We start from the raw sequence: 18,586 nt of genomic DNA, 5'->3' as shown, positions 1-18,586 counted from the left end.
TAGCATTTTATACTACTGCAATTAATTTATATCTGAACCCATGCCACTGTCAGAGAATATTTAGAACATAAACACATTTAAAGGTCTTCGGTTTTGGGTGGTCTATCGTTTTTTAATTAAATATCATACCAGTTAATAGTTTAATTATTATTTTGGCTTTTTAAAAAAAAAATATGAAAAATAAATTTAACATAGTACTTATTGTAGCATTAATGTATTCATTGGCAAGTTTTGGACAAGTCATTGAACTCACCCCTTCTTATGGTTATCAATTTGGGGCTAAATTAGGTTACGGTCCCAATTACTTGAAAATGAAGTCTAGCGACCAATTTAGGATCACACTTGGCGTAGAAACCTATTCTGGTCTTATGGCTGAGTTTTCTTATGTAAATATGAGTTCGGAACTAAGGCTTAGGGATGTGTTTTATGCTCCTGTTGAAACGAGAATTTCAGACCTTAACGCCGATTGGTTTCTTATTGGTGCTTCACGATATTTCAAGGAAGGCAAAGTGAAGCCTTTTGCAGGAGGTAGTCTAGGTTTTGTGGTGGTTTCTCCAAAAAATGAAAACAGCGATATCATAAATAATATTAGTAGTTCAATAAAATTTGCTTTTAGCTTTAAGGCTGGTGTAAATATCATGTTTACGAAAGCTGTTGGCTTCAATCTGCAAGGAGATTTGTTTTTCCCGGTAAATTGGGCCGGAGTTTATGTAGGACCCGGTGGTGCAGGTATTAGTACGGGTTCAACCGTCATTCTTGGAAGTATTAGTGGTGGTTTAGTATTCAGATTAGACAAGGATTAAATATTGTATTTATTCACATAAATTTTTAATGTCAAAAGAGTTAATTCAGAACTTTATTTTATAAAGGTTGTTTTTTGTTTTTTATTGTGATTATAAGTAACCTCGCATTTGTATTATATATTTAATACGCAAAAATTAATTATTCTAATTCTTATGAAAAATTCAGTTCTATTAGTATTTATTTATTTATTGTCTTTGCCTCTTATGGCTCAAGAAGACAAGGGAACGAAGCAGCAAAAAAACCAAGTTAGCCTTGAAGTAATTGACTTGCCGACCGCATTTTTTTCGGTTAATTATGAACGCGTCATTGGTAAACACATTTCAGTGGGTTTAGGCCTTGGTCTTAAATCTGATGATGGATTAATAAAATTTTCAGGTATTGATTCTGATAGAATAAAAACAAATGATATTACCTATTCTGGTTATAAATTAATACCAGAATTTAGATATTATCTTCATGAATGAACTAATGGTGCCATGCTCAATGGTTTTTATTTTGGAGCTTATTTAAAATATTCAGATTTTGGTTCTGATCTTGAAGGGACCTATATTGATAGTCAAGATGTTTCGCATTTCTTTAAATATAAGGGAGATATTACCGTTACTTCTATTGGTTTAATGATTGGTTATAAGTTACCCGTTTCAAAACACTTTAATATCGATTTACTAATAGCAGGTCCAGGTTCAGGATCTTATAATTTTAAGTTGAAGAATATTATCCCACCACCTGACGAATTTTATGATGATTTAAATGAGGCACTTAATAAATACAGTATTTTAGATCTTATTAATGCAGATTTTAAATTTAATGATAATAGGCTGAGATCTAAATTTTCAACACTTTCCTTTAGATATGGCATTTCAGTGGGTTACACTTTTTAATTTATAATTTTATAAAAGGGAATTTTGTTTAGTTTTAATAAACATAAAATTAAGGCATTCTCTAATAAAATAAAACACATCAATATATTAATTCCCTTATGTTAATTGGTTAAATTTTGTTAATTTGTACTGGGATGTGAGGGATTTACGTCTCATTAACAGTTAATAGAAAAACCTTTAATTATATGAAAACTATAGTTTTATTTATTAGAACAACAATAACAGGTGGCATTTTGTTTTTACTGCCCATAGGTTTATTAATCATTTTATTCAATAAAGTTTTCAATGTGATTTTAAAGATTTCAGAACCTATTTCTCATAAATTACCTACGATTATTTTTGGATTGAAAGGTGCAATCATCATAACCCTTTTTTTACTAATTATTATTTGTTTTATAAGCGGCTTATTATTTCGTTCATCATGGGTTAAAAAAAATATTGTAAAATTAGAAGAAAATGTTCTTGATTATGTTCCGGGATACGCCTTGATCAAGTCTATTACGGCAGATTCTATTGGTGAACAAATTGATCATAAAATGACACCAATTTTAATAAAAGACGAGAACTCTTGGAACCTTGCATTTTTAGTTGAAGAAGGAGTTGAATTGAGCACCGTATTTATTCCTGATGCACCGAGGTATGATGCAGGTGAAGTAAGAATTATCCCGACCAAATTAATAAAGAAACTGAATGTTTCAGCAAATGTTTTTTCTCGAAGTATAAAAAATTATGGTAAAGGCGCTATTAATTGGTTGAATTGAAATATATATATCAATTTTAATTTTTACATTCAAGTGATAAATTTTAATACAAATAGCAACCAAATTAGAAGCAGTTACTATCTTTAATATTGTACTAAATTCCTTAATTTCATTTCTATGAAAAAAAAGTTAAAATTTTGGTTAAAAGGCAGTAAGAAGGGTTTTAACTATTTATTGTCTGTATTGATGCTTATTGGGTTTACTAATAACAATTATTCGCAACAATCTAATAGCGCAGACCTGAATGTACAACAATCAATTTATGATGTGGCATGGGTCACCGTTGATGGGGTTAACTTATTTAAAGTGAGGGGAATCTCTGCCTTACCGGCACAAAAGAGAGCTGATAATATTAGCAAACGTATTCAAATTACTGCTTCAAATGAGGACATCTCAATAGAAGATGTTAGAATTGTTGAAAATGATGATCATGTTTCAATTTATGCAGGAAATGACATCATTGTGCAATTATACGAGCCAGACGGTGATTTAGAAGGGGTGAGTTATAAATTGGTTGCAAAATCAATACATTTAAAAATAATTGAAGCAATTACAACCTACAGATATGAGCGAAGTGCTCCAGTTATAAGAAATAACGCTATACATGCAGTAATGGCAACTGTGGTGATGGTCATCATTTTGCTAGTGCTTTTATGGATTATAAAAAGAATTGATAGAAGCATTCAAAAAAGGATTAAAGCAAGGATTGAAGCCGTTGAAAATATTTCATTTAATCTGATAAGATCCAATCAGATTTGGAATATTTTCCATGCATTATTTAAGTCACTCAAAATAATTTTAATAGCAGTCGCCAGTATCTTTTTTATTGATTATGTGCTCAAATTATTTCCATGGACCAAATCTTTTTCAATTTATGCCTTAAAATTAATTTTAGATCCACTAAAAACTATTGCAATTGAATTGTTTAATTATTTACCGGAATTAATATTTCTTATAGTTATATTTTTTATTACCAAATACATCCTAAAATTATTAAAATTATTTTTTATTGGGGTTGAAAAGGGAGGCATTGTTTTAAAGGATTTCCGACCTGAATGGTCTATACCAACCTTTAAGATCATCAAATTATTTATTATCGCATTTGCCGTAATCATTTCATATCCATATATCCCTGGTTCTGAATCTGTAGCTTTTAAAGGCGTTTCTGTTTTTATGGGTGTTCTGGTTTCATTAGGGTCTTCTTCCCTTATAGGGAATACCATGGCCGGATATTCTATGATTTATAGAGGCGCTTTTAAAAAAGGCGACCTTATTAAAGTAGATGATCAAATGGGATTTGTGGAGGAACAAAAGTTACAGGTTACCCGTTTACGAACTCTTAAAAATGAAGAAATTATTATTCCGAATTCTATTTTGATCAATAGTAAAATAATGAATTATTCGGTAAAGGCGGATGGTTTAGGAATACTTATTCATACAACGGTGGGTATTGGCTATGAAACGCCGTGGCGCTTAGTTGATGCCATGCTTAAACTGGCAGCAGATCGTACAGAGGGCATCTTAAAGGAACCTCCTCCGTTTGTACTAAAAAAATCATTAGATGATTATGCTGTTAGTTTTGAAATTAATGGATATTGTAAAGACGTGTCAAATATAAAAAGCATTTACTCAAAATTACATGACAATATTCTGGATGTTTTTAATGAAAATGATGTGCAAATTATGACACCATCTTATAGAAATGATCCTGATATACCTAAAGTTGTGCCTGAAAATAAGTGGTATCAGCCTTTGGCCAAAGAAACATAAAAGACCTATTTTTTAGATTAGTTATTTTTGTTTAAAGATATTTGTTGTAAAAACCGTTGATAATCAGTATTATTAGGATACAATTGAATGAGCTTGATTAAAATAGTTTTCGCTTTGTCCACCTGATTTATATTGGCATATTGAAAGGCCAGTGCATATAGTAAATTTTCATTATTTGCATCAATTTTTAATCCATTTAAAAGTGTTTTTTCTGCTTCTAAACTTTCTTTATTTTTACTGTATAATAAACTTAAATTATAGTACACTCTAATGTTTTCAGGCATCAATTTATTGGCTTTTTTCATTTGTTCAATAGCTTCTTCTGTTCGTTCCAGTTCAGCATATAATAAACCTAATGAATAATAAACGGGACCATATTTTGGTTCTTGAGAAATAACCGTTTTGTAAGCATCTTCTGTTTTTTGATAGTCTTGGTTCCTATAATATAAGTTTGCCAAATCTAAGCGAACTTGATTATTAATATTATCAATCTTCAAAGCTTTTTCATAGCCTTCTATCGCTTTTTGAAGATTGCCTTGTTTTAAATAAAAATTGGCTCTTTTTACTTGTCCACCAAGAAAATCTAAATTAATATTGAGGTAATCAAAAAATTCCTTTTTCACCTTTTGATAAGACTCTTTATATTTCTCAGGTATTTGAGATTCTGTTAAACCAGCAAGCCCATAAAATGTTTTGACTCTAACACTTCTTTTGCTATCATTTAAAAGCGGTAAAAAATAATTTACATAATCCGTGGTATTTATTTGGCTTAAAACATCTAAGGTAGTTCCTCTAACTATAGGTGAGTCATCGTTCAATAAAAGAATGAATTTATTTATTAAGTCTTCCGAATCGTATTTAGATAAGGCCTTTACAGCAGAAGCTCTCACAATTTCCGGCTGTTTCATATCATTTATCAATTCAAATAACCCTTTATCGGCACCTGGTTCGCCTATAATTCCTGGTACCAGTTTATCAGAAAAATGTATGGAATCAACGGTTCCAAATAAATTTTTAAATTCGTCCCAGGCCCATTGATTACTTTTATCTTTATGGCAGCCAGCACAGGCATTAGGTGTGCCATACTTTAAAGTTAAATCAGGTCTTGGGACTCTAAAACTGTGATCTCTTCTAAAATCGTTCCCCATATAATACCTGCCTGGCATATGACAATTGATACACATAGCGCCTTCTGTGTCTTGTTTGTGAAAGTGGTGTTCAGATGTGTCATATTTTGCAGGAATATGACATTGTGCACACAAGGCATTACCGTCAAATTTTAATTTTAATGAATGCGAGTTGTGACAATTATTACAGGCTATATTGTTGCGATACATTTTACTTTGCACAAATGACCCATACACGTAATCTTCATCTAAGATTTGTCCGTCTGGATAATAAATAGGTTCTTCAATTAACTGAGGAAAATAATGATCTACCATCGTACCTTCGAAATTAAAAACTTCAGAAAATTGTTCTCGTCTCATATGGCACCTAGCACATTGGTCAACTAATTCTTTAGGAGATGTTTTTAATGTCATATGCATGGTTCCAGTAGCCTTATAGTCATCTCCTAATCGCTTTACATCTTCTACATGTTGCTTTCCGGGTCCGTGGCAAGCCTCACAACTTACATTGATTAAGGCATATTTTGTATCATAACGATCTGTTTTGTCATCATAATTTTGTCTCACATTGGTTGAGTGGCAATCTGAACACATATTATTCCAGTTTAAGCCGCCTCTGGACCAATGCAGCCATTCAGAATGCACCACCTTAAAATCAGGATACAGATCAAACCATTCCTTTTTTAGGGTGTCCCAGGCCGTTCTTAAGCATTGAAAATGGCCATTAGGAAATGCCACAATGTATTGTTGCAGTGGTGTGATCCCAAAGGTATAGATGATTTTATAATCTTGATTGGTTCCGTCAGGACCTTCTGTATTAACAAAATAATCTTGACCCCTTTTATAAAATAGGGAAGTGACGCCTTGGCTTGTAAATGTCTTATTGTTAAAGTCGGCCAATATTGTTAAGCTATCTGCTTTCTGCATTGCTTTATCATGGTGAGAGCCTTGCCAGTCTTTAAATTCTTCTTGATGACATTCTTTACAATTGTTATCGCCTAAAAAATAGCTGTCTGGAATTTCTTTGGCAGAAATAAAAACATTTTCCTTTTGATTAACACTTTCATATTTCGTTTTTTCTTTACACGAAAAAATAAAAACTATGGTAATTAATAGAAAGCTTAATTTTAAAAAGAGGTTTTTATTCATTTAATAATGATGCCTATTGAATTGTGAAAATAAATAATAATTTTTTTGGACTTCTTAACTTATCAATATTGAAAGATGCTAACCATTTTAATTTTTTAATATGGAATCTATTTTATTGAGTTCTTCTGAGGTAAAATCTAGCTTATTTTGAATACCAACAGCGTCTTCAATATGTGAAACTTTACTGGCTCCAATGATTACTGAAGTAACTCGTGGGTCTCTTAAAACCCAAGCCAATGCCATTTGTGATAATTTTTGACCCCTTTTTATCGCCATCTCATTTAAGAGTTTAACTTTTTCAATTTTGTCAGGAGTTAAATCTGAATTTTTCAAAAACCCATGAGATTTAGCTACTCTTGAATCTTCCGGAATATTATTTAAATATTTATCTGTTAATAACCCTTGAAAAAGTGGACTAAAAACAACGGAACCTACACCATTTTTTTCTAAAGTATCCAGCAATCCATCTTTAATCCATCTGTTAAACATACTATAGGATGGTTGGTGCACCAGGCAAGGTGTTCCAAGTGATTTAAGAATGTCAATGGCAGTTTGTGAATCTTTGGGGCTGTAAGATGATATACCAGCATAAAGGGCTTTCCCTGAGCGCACAATTTGGTCTAAAGCCATCATGGTTTCTTCAATAGGCGTATTTGGATCTGGTCTGTGACTATAGAATATATCAACATATTCAAGTCCCATGCGTTTTAAACTTTGATCACAACTGGAAATTAGATATTTTTTTGAACCCCAATCTCCGTATGGCCCTGGCCACATCAAATAACCAGCTTTTGAGGTGATTATTAATTCGTCTCTGTATGCTTTTAAATCTGATTTTAATATAGTACCAAATACGCTTTCTGCAGAACCAGGAGGTGGTCCATAATTATTAGCTAAGTCAAAATGCGTAATGCCTAAATCAAATGCTTTAAGGACCATTCTTCTTGCATTTTCATAAACATCAACGTGGCCAAAGTTATGCCATAGCCCTAAAGAAATTTTTGGTAAAAGTAAACCGCTTTTTCCACAGCGATTAAATTGCATGTTTTCATATCTGTTGGGGTTTGCCAAATAGCTCATAATATTAATTTTTTAAAAAAAATAAAGTAAACAATAAAGATATTACTTTTAGTTATTTCACAACTAATAGAATCGTTTGATTTTTATTTATTACCAATAAATTTGAGATTTCTTTTAGGTATTGAACATTTTTAACAATATTGCAGTAGTTTAAATCAAATTTTCATGATAATTATTCTCATGGGTGTGAGTGGTTGTGGAAAAACAACCATTGGTAAGCAACTAGCTTTAGAACAAGGTCTGCCTTTTTTTGATGCTGATGATTTTCATCCTAAGGCTAATATTGAAAAAATGAAAAATAACCTGGCCTTAAATGATTCAGACAGGTTACCATGGCTAAATACCCTGGCAGAAAAAATTCATGAATGGGAAAACAATGAAGGCGCCGTTTTAGCGTGTTCGGCCTTAAAAGAATCCTATAGAGCTATTTTAGCTTCTAAACAATCAAACATTTTATGGGTTTTTCTATCGGGTACTTTGGAGTTGATTAGTAATAGGCTTAAAAAAAGACGTAATCATTACATGAAAAGCGCTCTTTTACAATCTCAGTTTGATACATTAGAAGTTCCAAATTATGGCTTGCATGTGAATATTGAGAATAGTATTGATGACATTATTAAAGGTATCAATTCAAAATTAAAACATATGAATCAATCAGTCTTTGGTGTTATTGGATTAGGTGTTATGGGTAAAAGCCTGAGTTTAAATATTGCCGAAAAGGGATTTGATATTTCTGTATATAACAGAGCAGAGTATGGAGAAGAGCTGGTCGTTTCAAATTTTCTTAAAGACAATCATGCGTTTAAAAATATTTTAGGATTTACTGATTTACAGCCATTTGTAGCCTCTTTGGCCACCCCAAGAAAAATATTGATCATTATAAAGGCGGGAAAGGCTATTGACACGGTTATTGATCAATTAATACCGTTTTTATCAAAAGGAGATATCATTATTGACGGCGGTAACTCACATTATACGGATACCGCAAAAAGAAGCGATTATTTGGCGGGCAAAGAGTTATATTTTGTGGGATGTGGCATTTCCGGAGGAGAAGAAGGAGCCAGGAAAGGACCTTCCATGATGCCGGGTGGTTCCTGGGAGAGTTATCAAAGTATAGCCCCAATTTTAGAAGCAATTTCTGCTAAAGATACAACCGGTAAACCATGTTGTACTTATATAGGTCCAGATGGCGCAGGTCATTTTGTTAAAATGGTTCATAATGGTATTGAATATGCTGAAATGCAATTGCTGGCTGAAGTGTATGCCATCATGAGGCTTTCCATGAATAACGAGAAAATAGCTCAAATTTTATCCGATTGGAAATCAACAGATTTATCAAGCTATTTGTTAGAAATTACCATTGATATTCTTCAAAAGAAAGAGGGAAATCAATATGTTTTAGACAGCATTTTAGATACCGCTGGCAATAAAGGTACGGGCTCATGGTCAAGCAAGGCTGCTTTTGATCTAGGCTCCGTAAATACTATGATGAGTTCAGCCGTTTTCGCAAGGTATCTGTCAGCCTTTAAACAGAAAAGAGAAACACTATCCGCTCTATTAAAAAAGGATAAAAAAGAAATAGAAGAGCTTAATATAAAAGCTTTGGAAAAGGCCTATCGTTTTGCAAAAATCATTAACCACCATCAAGGTTTTGAACTGATGCGTTTGGCATCAAAAGATTATAAATGGCAACTTAATCTTTCTGAAATTGCAAGGATTTGGACCAATGGTTGCATTATCAGGTCTCACTTTATGGAAGAATCTGTTGACACTTTTAAGTCATATGAGAATTATTTTGAGGATCAAACAATTTTTCAAAGTCTGATGTCTTCAGAAAGTAGCATAACAGAGTGTATCTCTTACAGTCTAAAATATCGCATTCCGATTGATGTCTTTTGGGCTGCTTATAATTATTGGATCTCTATAACTACTGAAAATTTATCTGCAAATTTAATACAGGCACAACGTGATTATTTTGGTGCACATACCTACCAAAGAAAGAACGACTCATTTTTAAGTTTTTATCACACAAACTGGTTAGAAAAATGATAGATTATACACTCATTTCCGCAGTTGTCATAGGTATTATTGTTTTACTGTTTTTGATATTAAAATTGCGAGTTCAGGCCTTTATTGCCTTACTTATTGCTAGTATAGCTGTTGGTGTTATTTCCGGGATGAATCCTTCAGAGATTATTAAAACCATGCAAGAAGGGATGGGCAATACCTTGGGTTTTGTAGCTATGGTGGTGGGATTAGGTGCTATGTTTGGCGCTATATTGGAACATTCAGGTGGCGCTGAAGCATTAGCTAATTTTTTAGTCAATAAATTCGGAGAAAAAAATGCCTCCTGGGCGTTAGTTATTGCCGGGTTTTTTATTGCTATTCCTGTTTTTTTTGATGTGGCCTTTATTATTCTAGTGCCTATTATTTATTCGCTTCAAAGGAAAACGAAGAAATCTCTTTTACTTTATGGTATACCACTTCTTGCCGGATTAGCTATAACGCATGCATTTATTCCACCAACTCCAGGTCCTGTTGCAGTCGCTGATATTTTAAAAGCCGATTTAGGATGGGTTATATTATTTGGATTTATTATAGGAATTCCTACAGCCGTCATCAGTGGTCCTATTTTTGGAAAATATATTGCTAATAAAATTTTTGTTGAGGCTCCTCAACTAACTCTTGATAAATTAATAAGCGAAGAATTTCCTCCCGTCGGCGTTATTTTTTCAATTATTGGCATACCCATTTTACTAATTGTCAGCAACACCGTTCTTAACAGTACCTTATTTAGTGAAGGTCTTATCCCTTTTGAAGTGAAATCCTGGCTTAAAATGATAGGGCATCCATTTACAGCGTTAATTATTGCTAATATGGTGGCTTGGTATGTGTTGGGTACCAGAAGAAATTTTACAAAAGAGAACTTATTAAAAATCACCACAAAATCAATGGAGCCTGCCGGAATCATCATTTTACTTACTGGAGCCGGTGGTGTTTTTAAACAGGTATTAGTGAATACCGGCACTGGTGAAATGTTAGCAAATTATTTTGCTAATGAAGGGGTTAGTATTTTACTGTTTGCTTTCTTAGCGGCAGTCATTGTGAGGGTTTTGCAAGGCTCTTCTACGGTCGCTATGATTACGGCTGCGGGAATTACAGCTCCGCTTTTGGCCGCAGATATCTCAGAAATTGATAAAGCTTTATTGGTCATTGCCATTGCTTCCGGTGCATCCATACTATCACATGTTAATGATAGTGGTTTTTGGCTGGTGAGTAAATATTTGGGTATTAATGAAACACAAACATTTAAAAGCTGGACGCTGATGACAACAATACTTTCTGTAACAGGCTTTGTTAGCGTTTTTATTTTTTCATTAATACTTTAATTATTAAAAATAATATTTAGATTTACATTCTTTGAATTACAATTAGGGAATAAAATATGACTAACTAACTTAATTATACATCAAACTAATTATGACTACACATTTTGAATTTTGGGATTACTTTGTTTTTATTACTTATGCCGTTTTAATATTGGGTGTTGGTTTATGGGTATCAAGAGATAAAGAAGGACATCAAAAAAATGCTGAAGATTATTTTTTAGCTAGCAAATCATTACCATGGTGGGCTATCGGAGCCTCACTAATCGCGGCAAATATTTCAGCTGAACAATTTATAGGCATGTCTGGTTCTGGTTTTGCATTAGGACTGGCCATTGCATCTTATGAGTGGATGGCTGCAATCACTTTAATAATTGTTGGTAAATACTTTTTACCCATTTTTATTGAAAAAGGGCTATATACCATTCCTGAATTTGTTGAAAAACGATTTTCGACTAATTTAAAAACCATTTTAGCAGTCTTTTGGATAGCATTATATGTGTTTGTAAACCTTGCTTCGGTACTTTACTTAGGTAGTTTAGCTTTAGAAACTATTATGGGAATTCCAATGATGTATGGCGTTATAGGATTAGCATTGTTTGCAGCAGCCTATTCTTTGTATGGAGGTTTGTCAGCAGTAGCGTGGACCGACGTTATCCAAGTGATATTTTTAGTATTAGGTGGTTTGGTGACTACCTATATTGCTTTAAATACGGTTTCAGATGGAGCTGGTGTTATGGCTGGACTAAAAACAGTGTATGATGCCACTCCAGAGCGATTTGCAATGATTTTTGATGAATCGAATGCCTACTACGATATGTTGCCGGGTATAGGTGTTTTATTAGGAGGTATGTGGGTTGCAAATTTATATTACTGGGGATTCAATCAATACATCATTCAAAGAACCTTGGCAGCCAAATCATTAAAGGAGGCTCAAAAAGGGATTTTATTAGCGGCATTTTTAAAGTTGATCATTCCGTTAATAGTAGTCATTCCTGGAATTGCAGCCTATGTTATGATTAATGATCCTGAAATTATGGCACGATTAGGAGATTCATCCTTGCATAATTTACCATCACTAGAACAAGCAGATAAGGCTTATCCATGGTTGTTACAATTTTTACCAACAGGAATGAAAGGAATTGCTTTTGCGGCTCTTGCTGCGGCTATTGTGTCTTCATTGGCTTCTATGTTGAATTCAACTTCAACTATTTTTACCATGGATATTTATAAACAATATATCAATCCTACGGCGAATGATAAAACAACTGTAAATGTTGGAAGAATATCTGCAGCAGTAGCTTTGGTGATAGCAGGTATTATGGCACCACTTTTAGGGGGCATAGACCAGGCGTTTCAATTTATACAAGAATATACAGGTATTGTAAGCCCAGGTATCTTAGCGGTATTTATGTTAGGATTATTCTGGAAGAAAACAACAAATAAAGCAGCTATTATTGGTGCCTTGGTCTCTATTCCAATAGCCTTATATTTTAAAGTGGCACCAAATGGATGGTCTACCAGTTCGTTTTTTGTTGATGTCCCCTTTTATGGATCAAATGGGATATACTTTAATATTAACTATGGGTGTTATTGCACTGGTTAGTTATATGCAACTTAAGGGTGCAGATGATGAAAAAGGAATTCCAATTACCAAAGAATCATTTAAAACCAGTCCGTTATTTAATATTGGCGCTTTTGCAGTCATGCTGATTGTGGCAGCTTTATATGCCTCCTTTTGGAGTTAAACAAATACAATATAGATAAAAAAGGGTTGATTTTATCAGCCCTTTTTTATTACAAAAAACTACTGATTATTAAGGTACTATCAAAAAATAATTTTTAAAAAAATAGATTTTTCTTTAAAACCTAACAAAAGTCATGTTTTAAAAGATAAACATAACGTTTATTTGTAATGTTATTTATTGGTTGGTTGATAACAAAAAAAAGGGAGTAATTCTACAAAAGGATAGTTCTCTTTTTTTTTTTTGAAACACAGTTACATGATTCTTCCTTTAAAACATAAATTAATCTAAGGCTCGGGCCGTTATGTAATACCGCCAGCCAATAATTATTAATTGAAATTTTGTGGCTTTTGATAAATCTAATTGTTTTTTAGAATAACTGGGAAATACCACCTTGTTTATCTTGGCTAAGGTTTTAAAGAGTTGTTTTTTCATTTCACAAAATTAATAAAACTTATTCTAGACTTAGTCCTACTGGTTTTACTTTTTTCTAAATCTAACTTAACTTTAAAATATTAAAGAAATAGTCTTTATAATTTTACAATATACTAACGTACATTAGTAAAAATATTTTTAATGAAAAGTCAATTTTTATTTGGACTATTTTTATTAATTAGCCCAATTGTGTTTAGTCAAATTGTTATTAATGAATTAGATTGTGATACACCTGGAGTTGACGATAAGGAATTTGTAGAGTTATTATCAGACACTGCTAATTTTCCCTTAGATGGTTATGTAGTGGTTTTTTTTAATGGCTCAGCATCCGGAGCAAACCAAAGCTATTTGGCTTTGGATTTAGATGGCTACGAAACAGATATTAATGGGTTATTATTAATTGGAAGTACAACGGTTACGCCATTTCCTCAATATGTAATTGCGCCAAATCTGATTCAAAACGGAGCAGATGCTGTTGCTATTTATAAAGCTGATGACTTAGATTTTGAAGAGCCAACCACGGCTTATGTAGACGATACGCTTGTTGATGTATTGTTATATCAAACAACCGATACGGACGGTACGGGATTAATCCCTATATTTTCAGCTTTTAATCCAAGCATTCAAATCATTAATGAAGGCTCTGGAAATAATACAAACTCCATTCAAAGAAATACAGATGGTTCTTATACTGTGAAAACGCCAACACCAAGACAGCTAAATGATGGGAGTGGCATAGTGCTTAATGGTATCTTAATAACATTGTCTCAGATTAGTTATAATGAAGGGGATACTTTTGATATTGTATTTACCTCGGAACAAAGTGTCACTTCAGATCTTAATTTTACCATTGTCTTTAATAATGGTACATTCAATAATGCAGACTATACAGGAAATACAGCTATTACCATTCCTAATGGCACCAATACCACATCAACAAATATAACTTTAGTGGATGATAGTTTTGATGAAGGAGATGAAGAGATGATTATTAAGTTGTCAGGTCTTCCTACCACATTTAATTCATTAAATAATAATTTGCGCATCAGGGTGGTCGATGATGATTTTCAAATCGCTGCTTTTGGAACACCAATAAATCCAACCTATGGTATTGTTATAAGCACGCAACCAATTGGCTATTATGACAGTCTTGATAATAAGTCTGATGCTGCCTTAAAACAGGCTATACAAAATATTATTGCGGAAGAAGGCGTGGTTAGAACACAAACCTATGCCGATATTGTAGATATTTTAAAGGAAGCTGATCAAAATCCTGCAAATAGTAATCAGGTTTGGTTAGTTTATAAAGAAATTGGAAGAGCAAAACTAGACTATCAATTTACTTCAAGTAATATTGATAAATGGAATAGAGAGCATACCTTTCCAAGGTCGCGTGGTGGTTTTAATAGTATCGACTTAGACGATATTGCTGACGGAAAAGAGGTATACTGGAATACAACGGCAGATTCTCTACGTCATGGTAATTCTGATGCTCATGCTTTGCGTGCTGTTGACGGTCCAGAAAATAGCAGTAGAGGAAATCAGTTTTATGGCGAGTATACTGGGCCATCTGGTACTTTAGGAAAGTTTAAAGGAGATGTCGCTAGAAGTATCTTTTATATGGCTGTACGTTATAATGGATTAGATGTTGTTAATGGTTATCCAGATGGGTTAACAGGTCAGTTTGGTGATTTAGCAACGTTATTGGAATGGCATAGAAATGATCCGCCAGATGATTACGAGATGAATAGAAATAATGTGGTTTATACCTGGCAATACAATAGAAACCCTTTTATTGATGAGCCTGATTTAGTAGAGTTTTTGTGGGGAATTCACGTTGGTGATATCTGGAGTGCGTCTTTAGGTTTATCCGATAATTATGAAACTCAGATAAAAATTTTTCCAAATCCGACTCAGGATGGATTTTATCTTAAGGGCATTCAAAATGAAACGGTACTAGATTTATTTTCTATTGATGGCAGAAAAATTAAATCCTTCAAAGTAGATCAAGACATCTATGTCAATTATAATTTATCAGCAGGGATGTATTTATTAAAAATAACCTCTGACCGTCAATCAAGCTTAAAAAAAATTATTATCAAATAATATAAAAAAATAAAGGTTGAGCAATAGGGCCCAACCTTTAAAACAAGTATTAATTAATTCGCTTAGTTTTTATTTTTTGTAGTAATAAGTATCACGCCGTTTTTTCCTTTATCACCATATTTTTCTGTGGCACTATCTCCTTTTAAAACCTCCACTTTATCAATGGTTTCTGGACTGATGTTGTTCATTTCTTCTCTGGTAATTTCTTTTCCATCAACCATATATAATGGGTCTTTTCCATCAGTTTTTATTTTAACCACTTTATGTTTTTTTACGGCATCATCATCTTTTGCAATCATTACAATTTCTTCATCTTCTTCTTCCATAGTCCAGGTTAAATCATCGTCATTCCCATCCGTTTTTATTTTTATAAGTTTATGATTTTTTTTGTCGTCTCCATCCTTTGTGATTAAAATGACTTTCTCATCTCCATCCATTCTTTTATGGATTTTTTTAACATGAAGGGAGTCACCAGTTTTAACAATGAATTTTTTAATTTTTATATGTTCTTCGCTGCCATCATCTGTTGAAATAACAAATACATGATCATCAGAATCCGAATTATTTATTTCATGTTTTTGTCCATCTTCAGATATAAAAACCATGTTATGTTCTTTTTTTAAATGTGCATTTCCAATAGATATATTTTTTCCGTCTTCATCTACACTAATTTTAATAGGATTTATTGCTTCATCAGCATCAATACTATAGTTTGCATTTGATGATTTTGAACTTACATCTATTTTTATAGCTGTAATTTCACCTTGTTGGTTTCGTTTAATGCCTTTGATTTTTAAAGTAAGACCTTCATTTTTAAATTTTGTTTTTAATTTTTCAAAGTCGCTATCAGAATAATCTTTTGTAATAACAACTTCTATTGAATTGGTCTTTAACTTTTTTGCAATTTGGAACTCTGTTTTAACAGGATTAATTTCCTTCTCAATAATCACTTCCTTGGTGTTAAAGCTCATTAAAAATAAAGCTAAAGCAGGAATGATTAAGGCGTACTTCAATAAATTGATTTTTTTGGATTTTGATTTGTGTAACATAACGATTCGTTTTTTGATTAATGAATTATAAAAATTATTGGTTAATGCCAATTGATGATTTGGCAAGCTTGTTTTTAATAAAGTGTATTGATAACTTTTTTTACAGTGAGTATAGTTTATAGCGGTTTTATCAGCAATAAATTCTAGGTTTTGTTTTAGGTCTTTGTTATAAAGCCAAATAAAAGGGTTAAACCAAAAGACAACACAGGCTATTTGTGCCAACATAACATCGATGGTGTGATATTGTTGTACATGAACTTTTTCATGTGTAATAATTTGATTCAATTCCGTTTCATTAAATGGGTTTGGATTATAAACGATGTAATTGAAAAATGAAAAAGGGGAAATATTTTCATCAGTTTTTAATAACTTTAAGTGTCCTAATTGATGAGCTTCACTTTTGATTAATAGAGGTATTAATGACCTCAACTGAAGCGTAAATCTTAAAGCGAAAATTATCATTCCTAAAAAATAAATAGTCTTTAAAAGTGATAATAAATTAAAGGGACTATTATTATTTGTTGTAACAGGATCTTCTGTAAAAACAAAATAATCTAATGAAACCGGTGTTTGTTCCATGTAAATTGGGATGACAACAAGAGGAATGAAACCGGACGTTATTAATCCAATCAATAAAAACCATCTATTTGATTCAAAAAAGGTGTCCCTTTGTAAGAATATTTTATAGAATACATAAAAAATAATGGTAACCGCACTGGCTTTAAGTAAATATTCCATGGTTATTTGTTTTTTTCAATGAGTGCAATAATTTCTTTTAACTCGTCAACGCTTATTTTTTCTTCTTTCGCAAAAAAGGAAACCATATTTTTATAGGAGTTATTAAAATAATTATCTATAGCGATAGTCATAAATCGTTTTCTATAATCTTCCTTACTTACAATAGGGAAGTACTGGTGGGTTTTGCCATAGGCATTATAGCTAACATATCCTTTCTCTTCTAAATTTCTAATAATGGTAGATAAGGTATTGTAATGGGGTTTGTCTTCTTTTATCTCTGCTAATACATCTTTTACAAAGGCTTTTTCAAGTTTCCATAAAATATGCATGATTTCTTCTTCTTTGTTTGTTAATTTTTCCATAGACATAGTTTAGCATATAATGAAATGAAAGTAATATATACTTTTTAACTTCGAGTTAAACATATAACTATATTTTTAGTTATACAACTATAAGTATAGTTATTTAACTAAATTTTAAGTTTTAAAAGGTTATTAGTGTTAATCTTAATTTGGTAATTTAATATTTTTAAACCTTAGAAAAGAAATATGTTATCTTCGCAAAAAATATTTTTCTATGAGTGTAGTATTGGTGATTTTTGGTTTTATATTATTAGTAATTGGAGGTGAGTTTTTAGTAAGATCATCAGTTGCTTTATCATTTAAGTTTAATATTTCAAAAATGGTTATCGGTATGACCGTTGTTTCATTTGCAACATCAGTACCTGAATTAATTGTGAGTTTGCAAGCTGCCCTAACAGGTTCTCCAGCCATTGCTATAAATAATGTCATAGGGTCTAATATTGCTAATATTGGGTTAGTTTTAGGGTTAACAGCTGTGGTTGGTACTATTGTGGTTGATAAATCATTTTATAAAATGAATTGGCCGGCATTGATCATTTTTTCTTTTGCCTTGTATTATTTCTTGTATAATGATAATCTATTAAGCTTTGCTGAAGGGCTCATATTATTTGTAGCAATTATTCTCTTCATTATTTTTTTAATGAGAAATTCTAGAGAGAGCGATATTTCAGATGAAGTTGATGATTCTTTGGCAGTGGTCTCCAATTTTAAAATTACTATTTGGTTGTTGATAGGTGCATTAGCACTTTTCTTTGGCAGTGAGTGGTTGCTTGATGGCGCTAAACAAATAGCAGTGACAGTAGGTGTCAGCGAAGCAGTAATTGGTGTTTCGTTAATAGCGGTTGGTACTAGTGTTCCAGAGCTTGCCGCTTCAATTATTGCAGCTGCTAAGCAGGAAAAAGCCATTTCATTAGGAAATTTAATTGGTTCAAATATTTTCAATATCGGGTCCGTATTAGGATTGACCGCAATGATTCATCCAATACCGGTTACAGAACCTCAAATACTGTCCAATGATATTTTATGGATGATGGGGTTTGCTCTCATACTGTTGCCGTTATCCTATGTTAAGAAACGTTATGAAATTAATAAGTTTAAAGGGTTTCTATTAGTTTTAGGGTATAGTATTTTTATGGTTATGATATTCAGTCATAAATAGAGAAATTGTCCTAATAAATAAAAAAAGTGCTGTT

Annotated in this window: 14 protein-coding genes and 1 pseudogene; 10 read left to right on the top strand and 5 right to left on the bottom strand. The window is 32.3% G+C overall.

The window, feature by feature from the left end; translation table 11 throughout:
- The first annotated feature begins 173 nt into the window (after positions 1-173).
- The 5 genes from V8G56_RS13225 (at position 174) to V8G56_RS13205 (ending at position 4,216) form a co-directional block, all read left to right on the top strand.
- Positions 174-803 (top strand): hypothetical protein, encoded by a 630-nt coding sequence (locus tag V8G56_RS13225; RefSeq protein WP_395438928.1) that lies wholly within the window; start codon positions 174-176, stop codon positions 801-803.
- A gap of 153 nt (positions 804-956) precedes the next feature.
- Positions 957-1,268: a hypothetical protein gene (locus V8G56_RS13220; protein WP_395438927.1), complete on the top strand. Its 312-nt coding sequence runs from the start codon at positions 957-959 to the stop codon at positions 1,266-1,268.
- Positions 1,269-1,280: 12 nt separating this feature from the next.
- The gene (locus tag V8G56_RS13215) at positions 1,281-1,685 is read left to right on the top strand and encodes a DUF3575 domain-containing protein (protein WP_395438926.1); all 405 of its coding nucleotides are present in this window, start codon (positions 1,281-1,283) and stop codon (positions 1,683-1,685) included.
- A gap of 185 nt (positions 1,686-1,870) precedes the next feature.
- Positions 1,871-2,446: a hypothetical protein gene (locus V8G56_RS13210; protein WP_395438925.1), complete on the top strand. Its 576-nt coding sequence runs from the start codon at positions 1,871-1,873 to the stop codon at positions 2,444-2,446.
- Between the two features lie 117 nt (positions 2,447-2,563).
- Entirely contained in the window at positions 2,564-4,216 is a 1,653-nt protein-coding gene (locus V8G56_RS13205) for a mechanosensitive ion channel family protein (RefSeq protein WP_395438924.1), read from the top strand.
- Between the two features lie 17 nt (positions 4,217-4,233).
- On the opposite strand, the gene V8G56_RS13200 is transcribed toward V8G56_RS13205, so the two are convergent.
- The gene (locus V8G56_RS13200) at positions 4,234-6,492 is read right to left on the bottom strand and encodes a tetratricopeptide repeat protein (protein WP_395438923.1); all 2,259 of its coding nucleotides are present in this window, start codon (positions 6,490-6,492) and stop codon (positions 4,234-4,236) included.
- An 87-nt stretch (positions 6,493-6,579) separates the two neighbouring features.
- Positions 6,580-7,572, bottom strand: a complete 993-nt coding sequence (gene mgrA, locus V8G56_RS13195; protein ID WP_395438922.1) for an L-glyceraldehyde 3-phosphate reductase — start codon at positions 7,570-7,572, stop codon at positions 6,580-6,582.
- 165 nt (positions 7,573-7,737) lie between these two features.
- Between mgrA and gndA the strand changes: the two genes are divergently transcribed.
- The 3 genes and pseudogenes from gndA to V8G56_RS13180 all read left to right on the top strand — a co-directional run bounded on the left by gndA (position 7,738) and on the right by V8G56_RS13180 (position 12,706).
- The gene (gene gndA / locus V8G56_RS13190) at positions 7,738-9,621 is read left to right on the top strand and encodes an NADP-dependent phosphogluconate dehydrogenase (protein ID WP_395438921.1); all 1,884 of its coding nucleotides are present in this window, start codon (positions 7,738-7,740) and stop codon (positions 9,619-9,621) included.
- Positions 9,618-10,961 (top strand): GntP family permease, encoded by a 1,344-nt coding sequence (locus tag V8G56_RS13185; protein WP_395438920.1) that lies wholly within the window; start codon positions 9,618-9,620, stop codon positions 10,959-10,961. Before gndA ends, V8G56_RS13185 begins: the two co-directional genes overlap by 4 nt.
- Positions 10,962-11,052: 91 nt before the next feature.
- A pseudogene (locus tag V8G56_RS13180) lies at positions 11,053-12,706 on the top strand (sodium/sugar symporter).
- 279 nt (positions 12,707-12,985) lie between these two features.
- Here V8G56_RS13180 and V8G56_RS13175 read toward each other — a convergent pair.
- On the bottom strand, positions 12,986-13,138 hold the full coding sequence (locus tag V8G56_RS13175; protein WP_395438919.1) for an SsrA-binding protein: 153 nt from the start codon (positions 13,136-13,138) through the stop codon (positions 12,986-12,988).
- Positions 13,139-13,279: 141 nt separating this feature from the next.
- On the opposite strand from V8G56_RS13175, the gene V8G56_RS13170 reads away from it, so the two are divergent.
- Entirely contained in the window at positions 13,280-15,244 is a 1,965-nt protein-coding gene (locus V8G56_RS13170; protein WP_395438918.1) for an endonuclease, read from the top strand.
- 62 nt (positions 15,245-15,306) lie between these two features.
- Here the strand turns inward: V8G56_RS13170 and V8G56_RS13165 are convergent, their stop codons facing one another.
- The gene (locus tag V8G56_RS13165; protein ID WP_395438917.1) at positions 15,307-17,031 is read right to left on the bottom strand and encodes a M56 family metallopeptidase; all 1,725 of its coding nucleotides are present in this window, start codon (positions 17,029-17,031) and stop codon (positions 15,307-15,309) included.
- Positions 17,032-17,033: 2 nt separating this feature from the next.
- Complete coding sequence (locus V8G56_RS13160; RefSeq protein WP_395438916.1) at positions 17,034-17,393, bottom strand: BlaI/MecI/CopY family transcriptional regulator; 360 nt, start codon at positions 17,391-17,393, stop codon at positions 17,034-17,036.
- Positions 17,394-17,607: 214 nt separating this feature from the next.
- Here V8G56_RS13160 and V8G56_RS13155 point away from each other — a divergent pair, with 214 nt between their 5' ends.
- Positions 17,608-18,552, top strand: coding sequence for a calcium/sodium antiporter (locus V8G56_RS13155; RefSeq protein WP_395438914.1), 945 nt, complete (start codon positions 17,608-17,610; stop codon positions 18,550-18,552).
- Positions 18,553-18,586 lie beyond the last annotated feature (34 nt).

It is taken from the genome of Gaetbulibacter aquiaggeris (genome assembly GCF_044003965.1).
In the GTDB taxonomy this organism is placed as follows: Bacteria; Bacteroidota; Bacteroidia; order Flavobacteriales; family Flavobacteriaceae; genus Yeosuana; species Yeosuana aquiaggeris.
Note: the sequence above shows the minus strand (reverse complement) of the source record. Positions and strands in the feature narration are given on the sequence as shown.

What these genes read in the sequence shown, in the direction of transcription:
- V8G56_RS13210 (WP_395438925.1), top strand. Translation starts at nt 1,871, where the DNA reads ATGAAAACTATAGTTTTATTTATTAGAACAACAATAACAGGTGGCATT.
- gndA (WP_395438921.1), top strand. Translation starts at nt 7,738, where the DNA reads ATGATAATTATTCTCATGGGTGTGAGTGGTTGTGGAAAAACAACCATT.
- V8G56_RS13185 (WP_395438920.1), top strand. Translation starts at nt 9,618, where the DNA reads ATGATAGATTATACACTCATTTCCGCAGTTGTCATAGGTATTATTGTT.
- V8G56_RS13205 (WP_395438924.1), top strand. Translation starts at nt 2,564, where the DNA reads ATGAAAAAAAAGTTAAAATTTTGGTTAAAAGGCAGTAAGAAGGGTTTT.
- V8G56_RS13165 (WP_395438917.1), bottom strand. Translation starts at nt 17,031, where the DNA reads ATGGAATATTTACTTAAAGCCAGTGCGGTTACCATTATTTTTTATGTA.
- V8G56_RS13170 (WP_395438918.1), top strand. Translation starts at nt 13,280, where the DNA reads ATGAAAAGTCAATTTTTATTTGGACTATTTTTATTAATTAGCCCAATT.
- mgrA (WP_395438922.1), bottom strand. Translation starts at nt 7,572, where the DNA reads ATGAGCTATTTGGCAAACCCCAACAGATATGAAAACATGCAATTTAAT.
- V8G56_RS13155 (WP_395438914.1), top strand. Translation starts at nt 17,608, where the DNA reads ATGAGTGTAGTATTGGTGATTTTTGGTTTTATATTATTAGTAATTGGA.
- V8G56_RS13215 (WP_395438926.1), top strand. Translation starts at nt 1,281, where the DNA reads ATGCTCAATGGTTTTTATTTTGGAGCTTATTTAAAATATTCAGATTTT.
- V8G56_RS13225 (WP_395438928.1), top strand. Translation starts at nt 174, where the DNA reads ATGAAAAATAAATTTAACATAGTACTTATTGTAGCATTAATGTATTCA.
- V8G56_RS13175 (WP_395438919.1), bottom strand. Translation starts at nt 13,138, where the DNA reads ATGAAAAAACAACTCTTTAAAACCTTAGCCAAGATAAACAAGGTGGTA.
- V8G56_RS13160 (WP_395438916.1), bottom strand. Translation starts at nt 17,393, where the DNA reads ATGGAAAAATTAACAAACAAAGAAGAAGAAATCATGCATATTTTATGG.
- V8G56_RS13220 (WP_395438927.1), top strand. Translation starts at nt 957, where the DNA reads ATGAAAAATTCAGTTCTATTAGTATTTATTTATTTATTGTCTTTGCCT.
- V8G56_RS13200 (WP_395438923.1), bottom strand. Translation starts at nt 6,492, where the DNA reads ATGAATAAAAACCTCTTTTTAAAATTAAGCTTTCTATTAATTACCATA.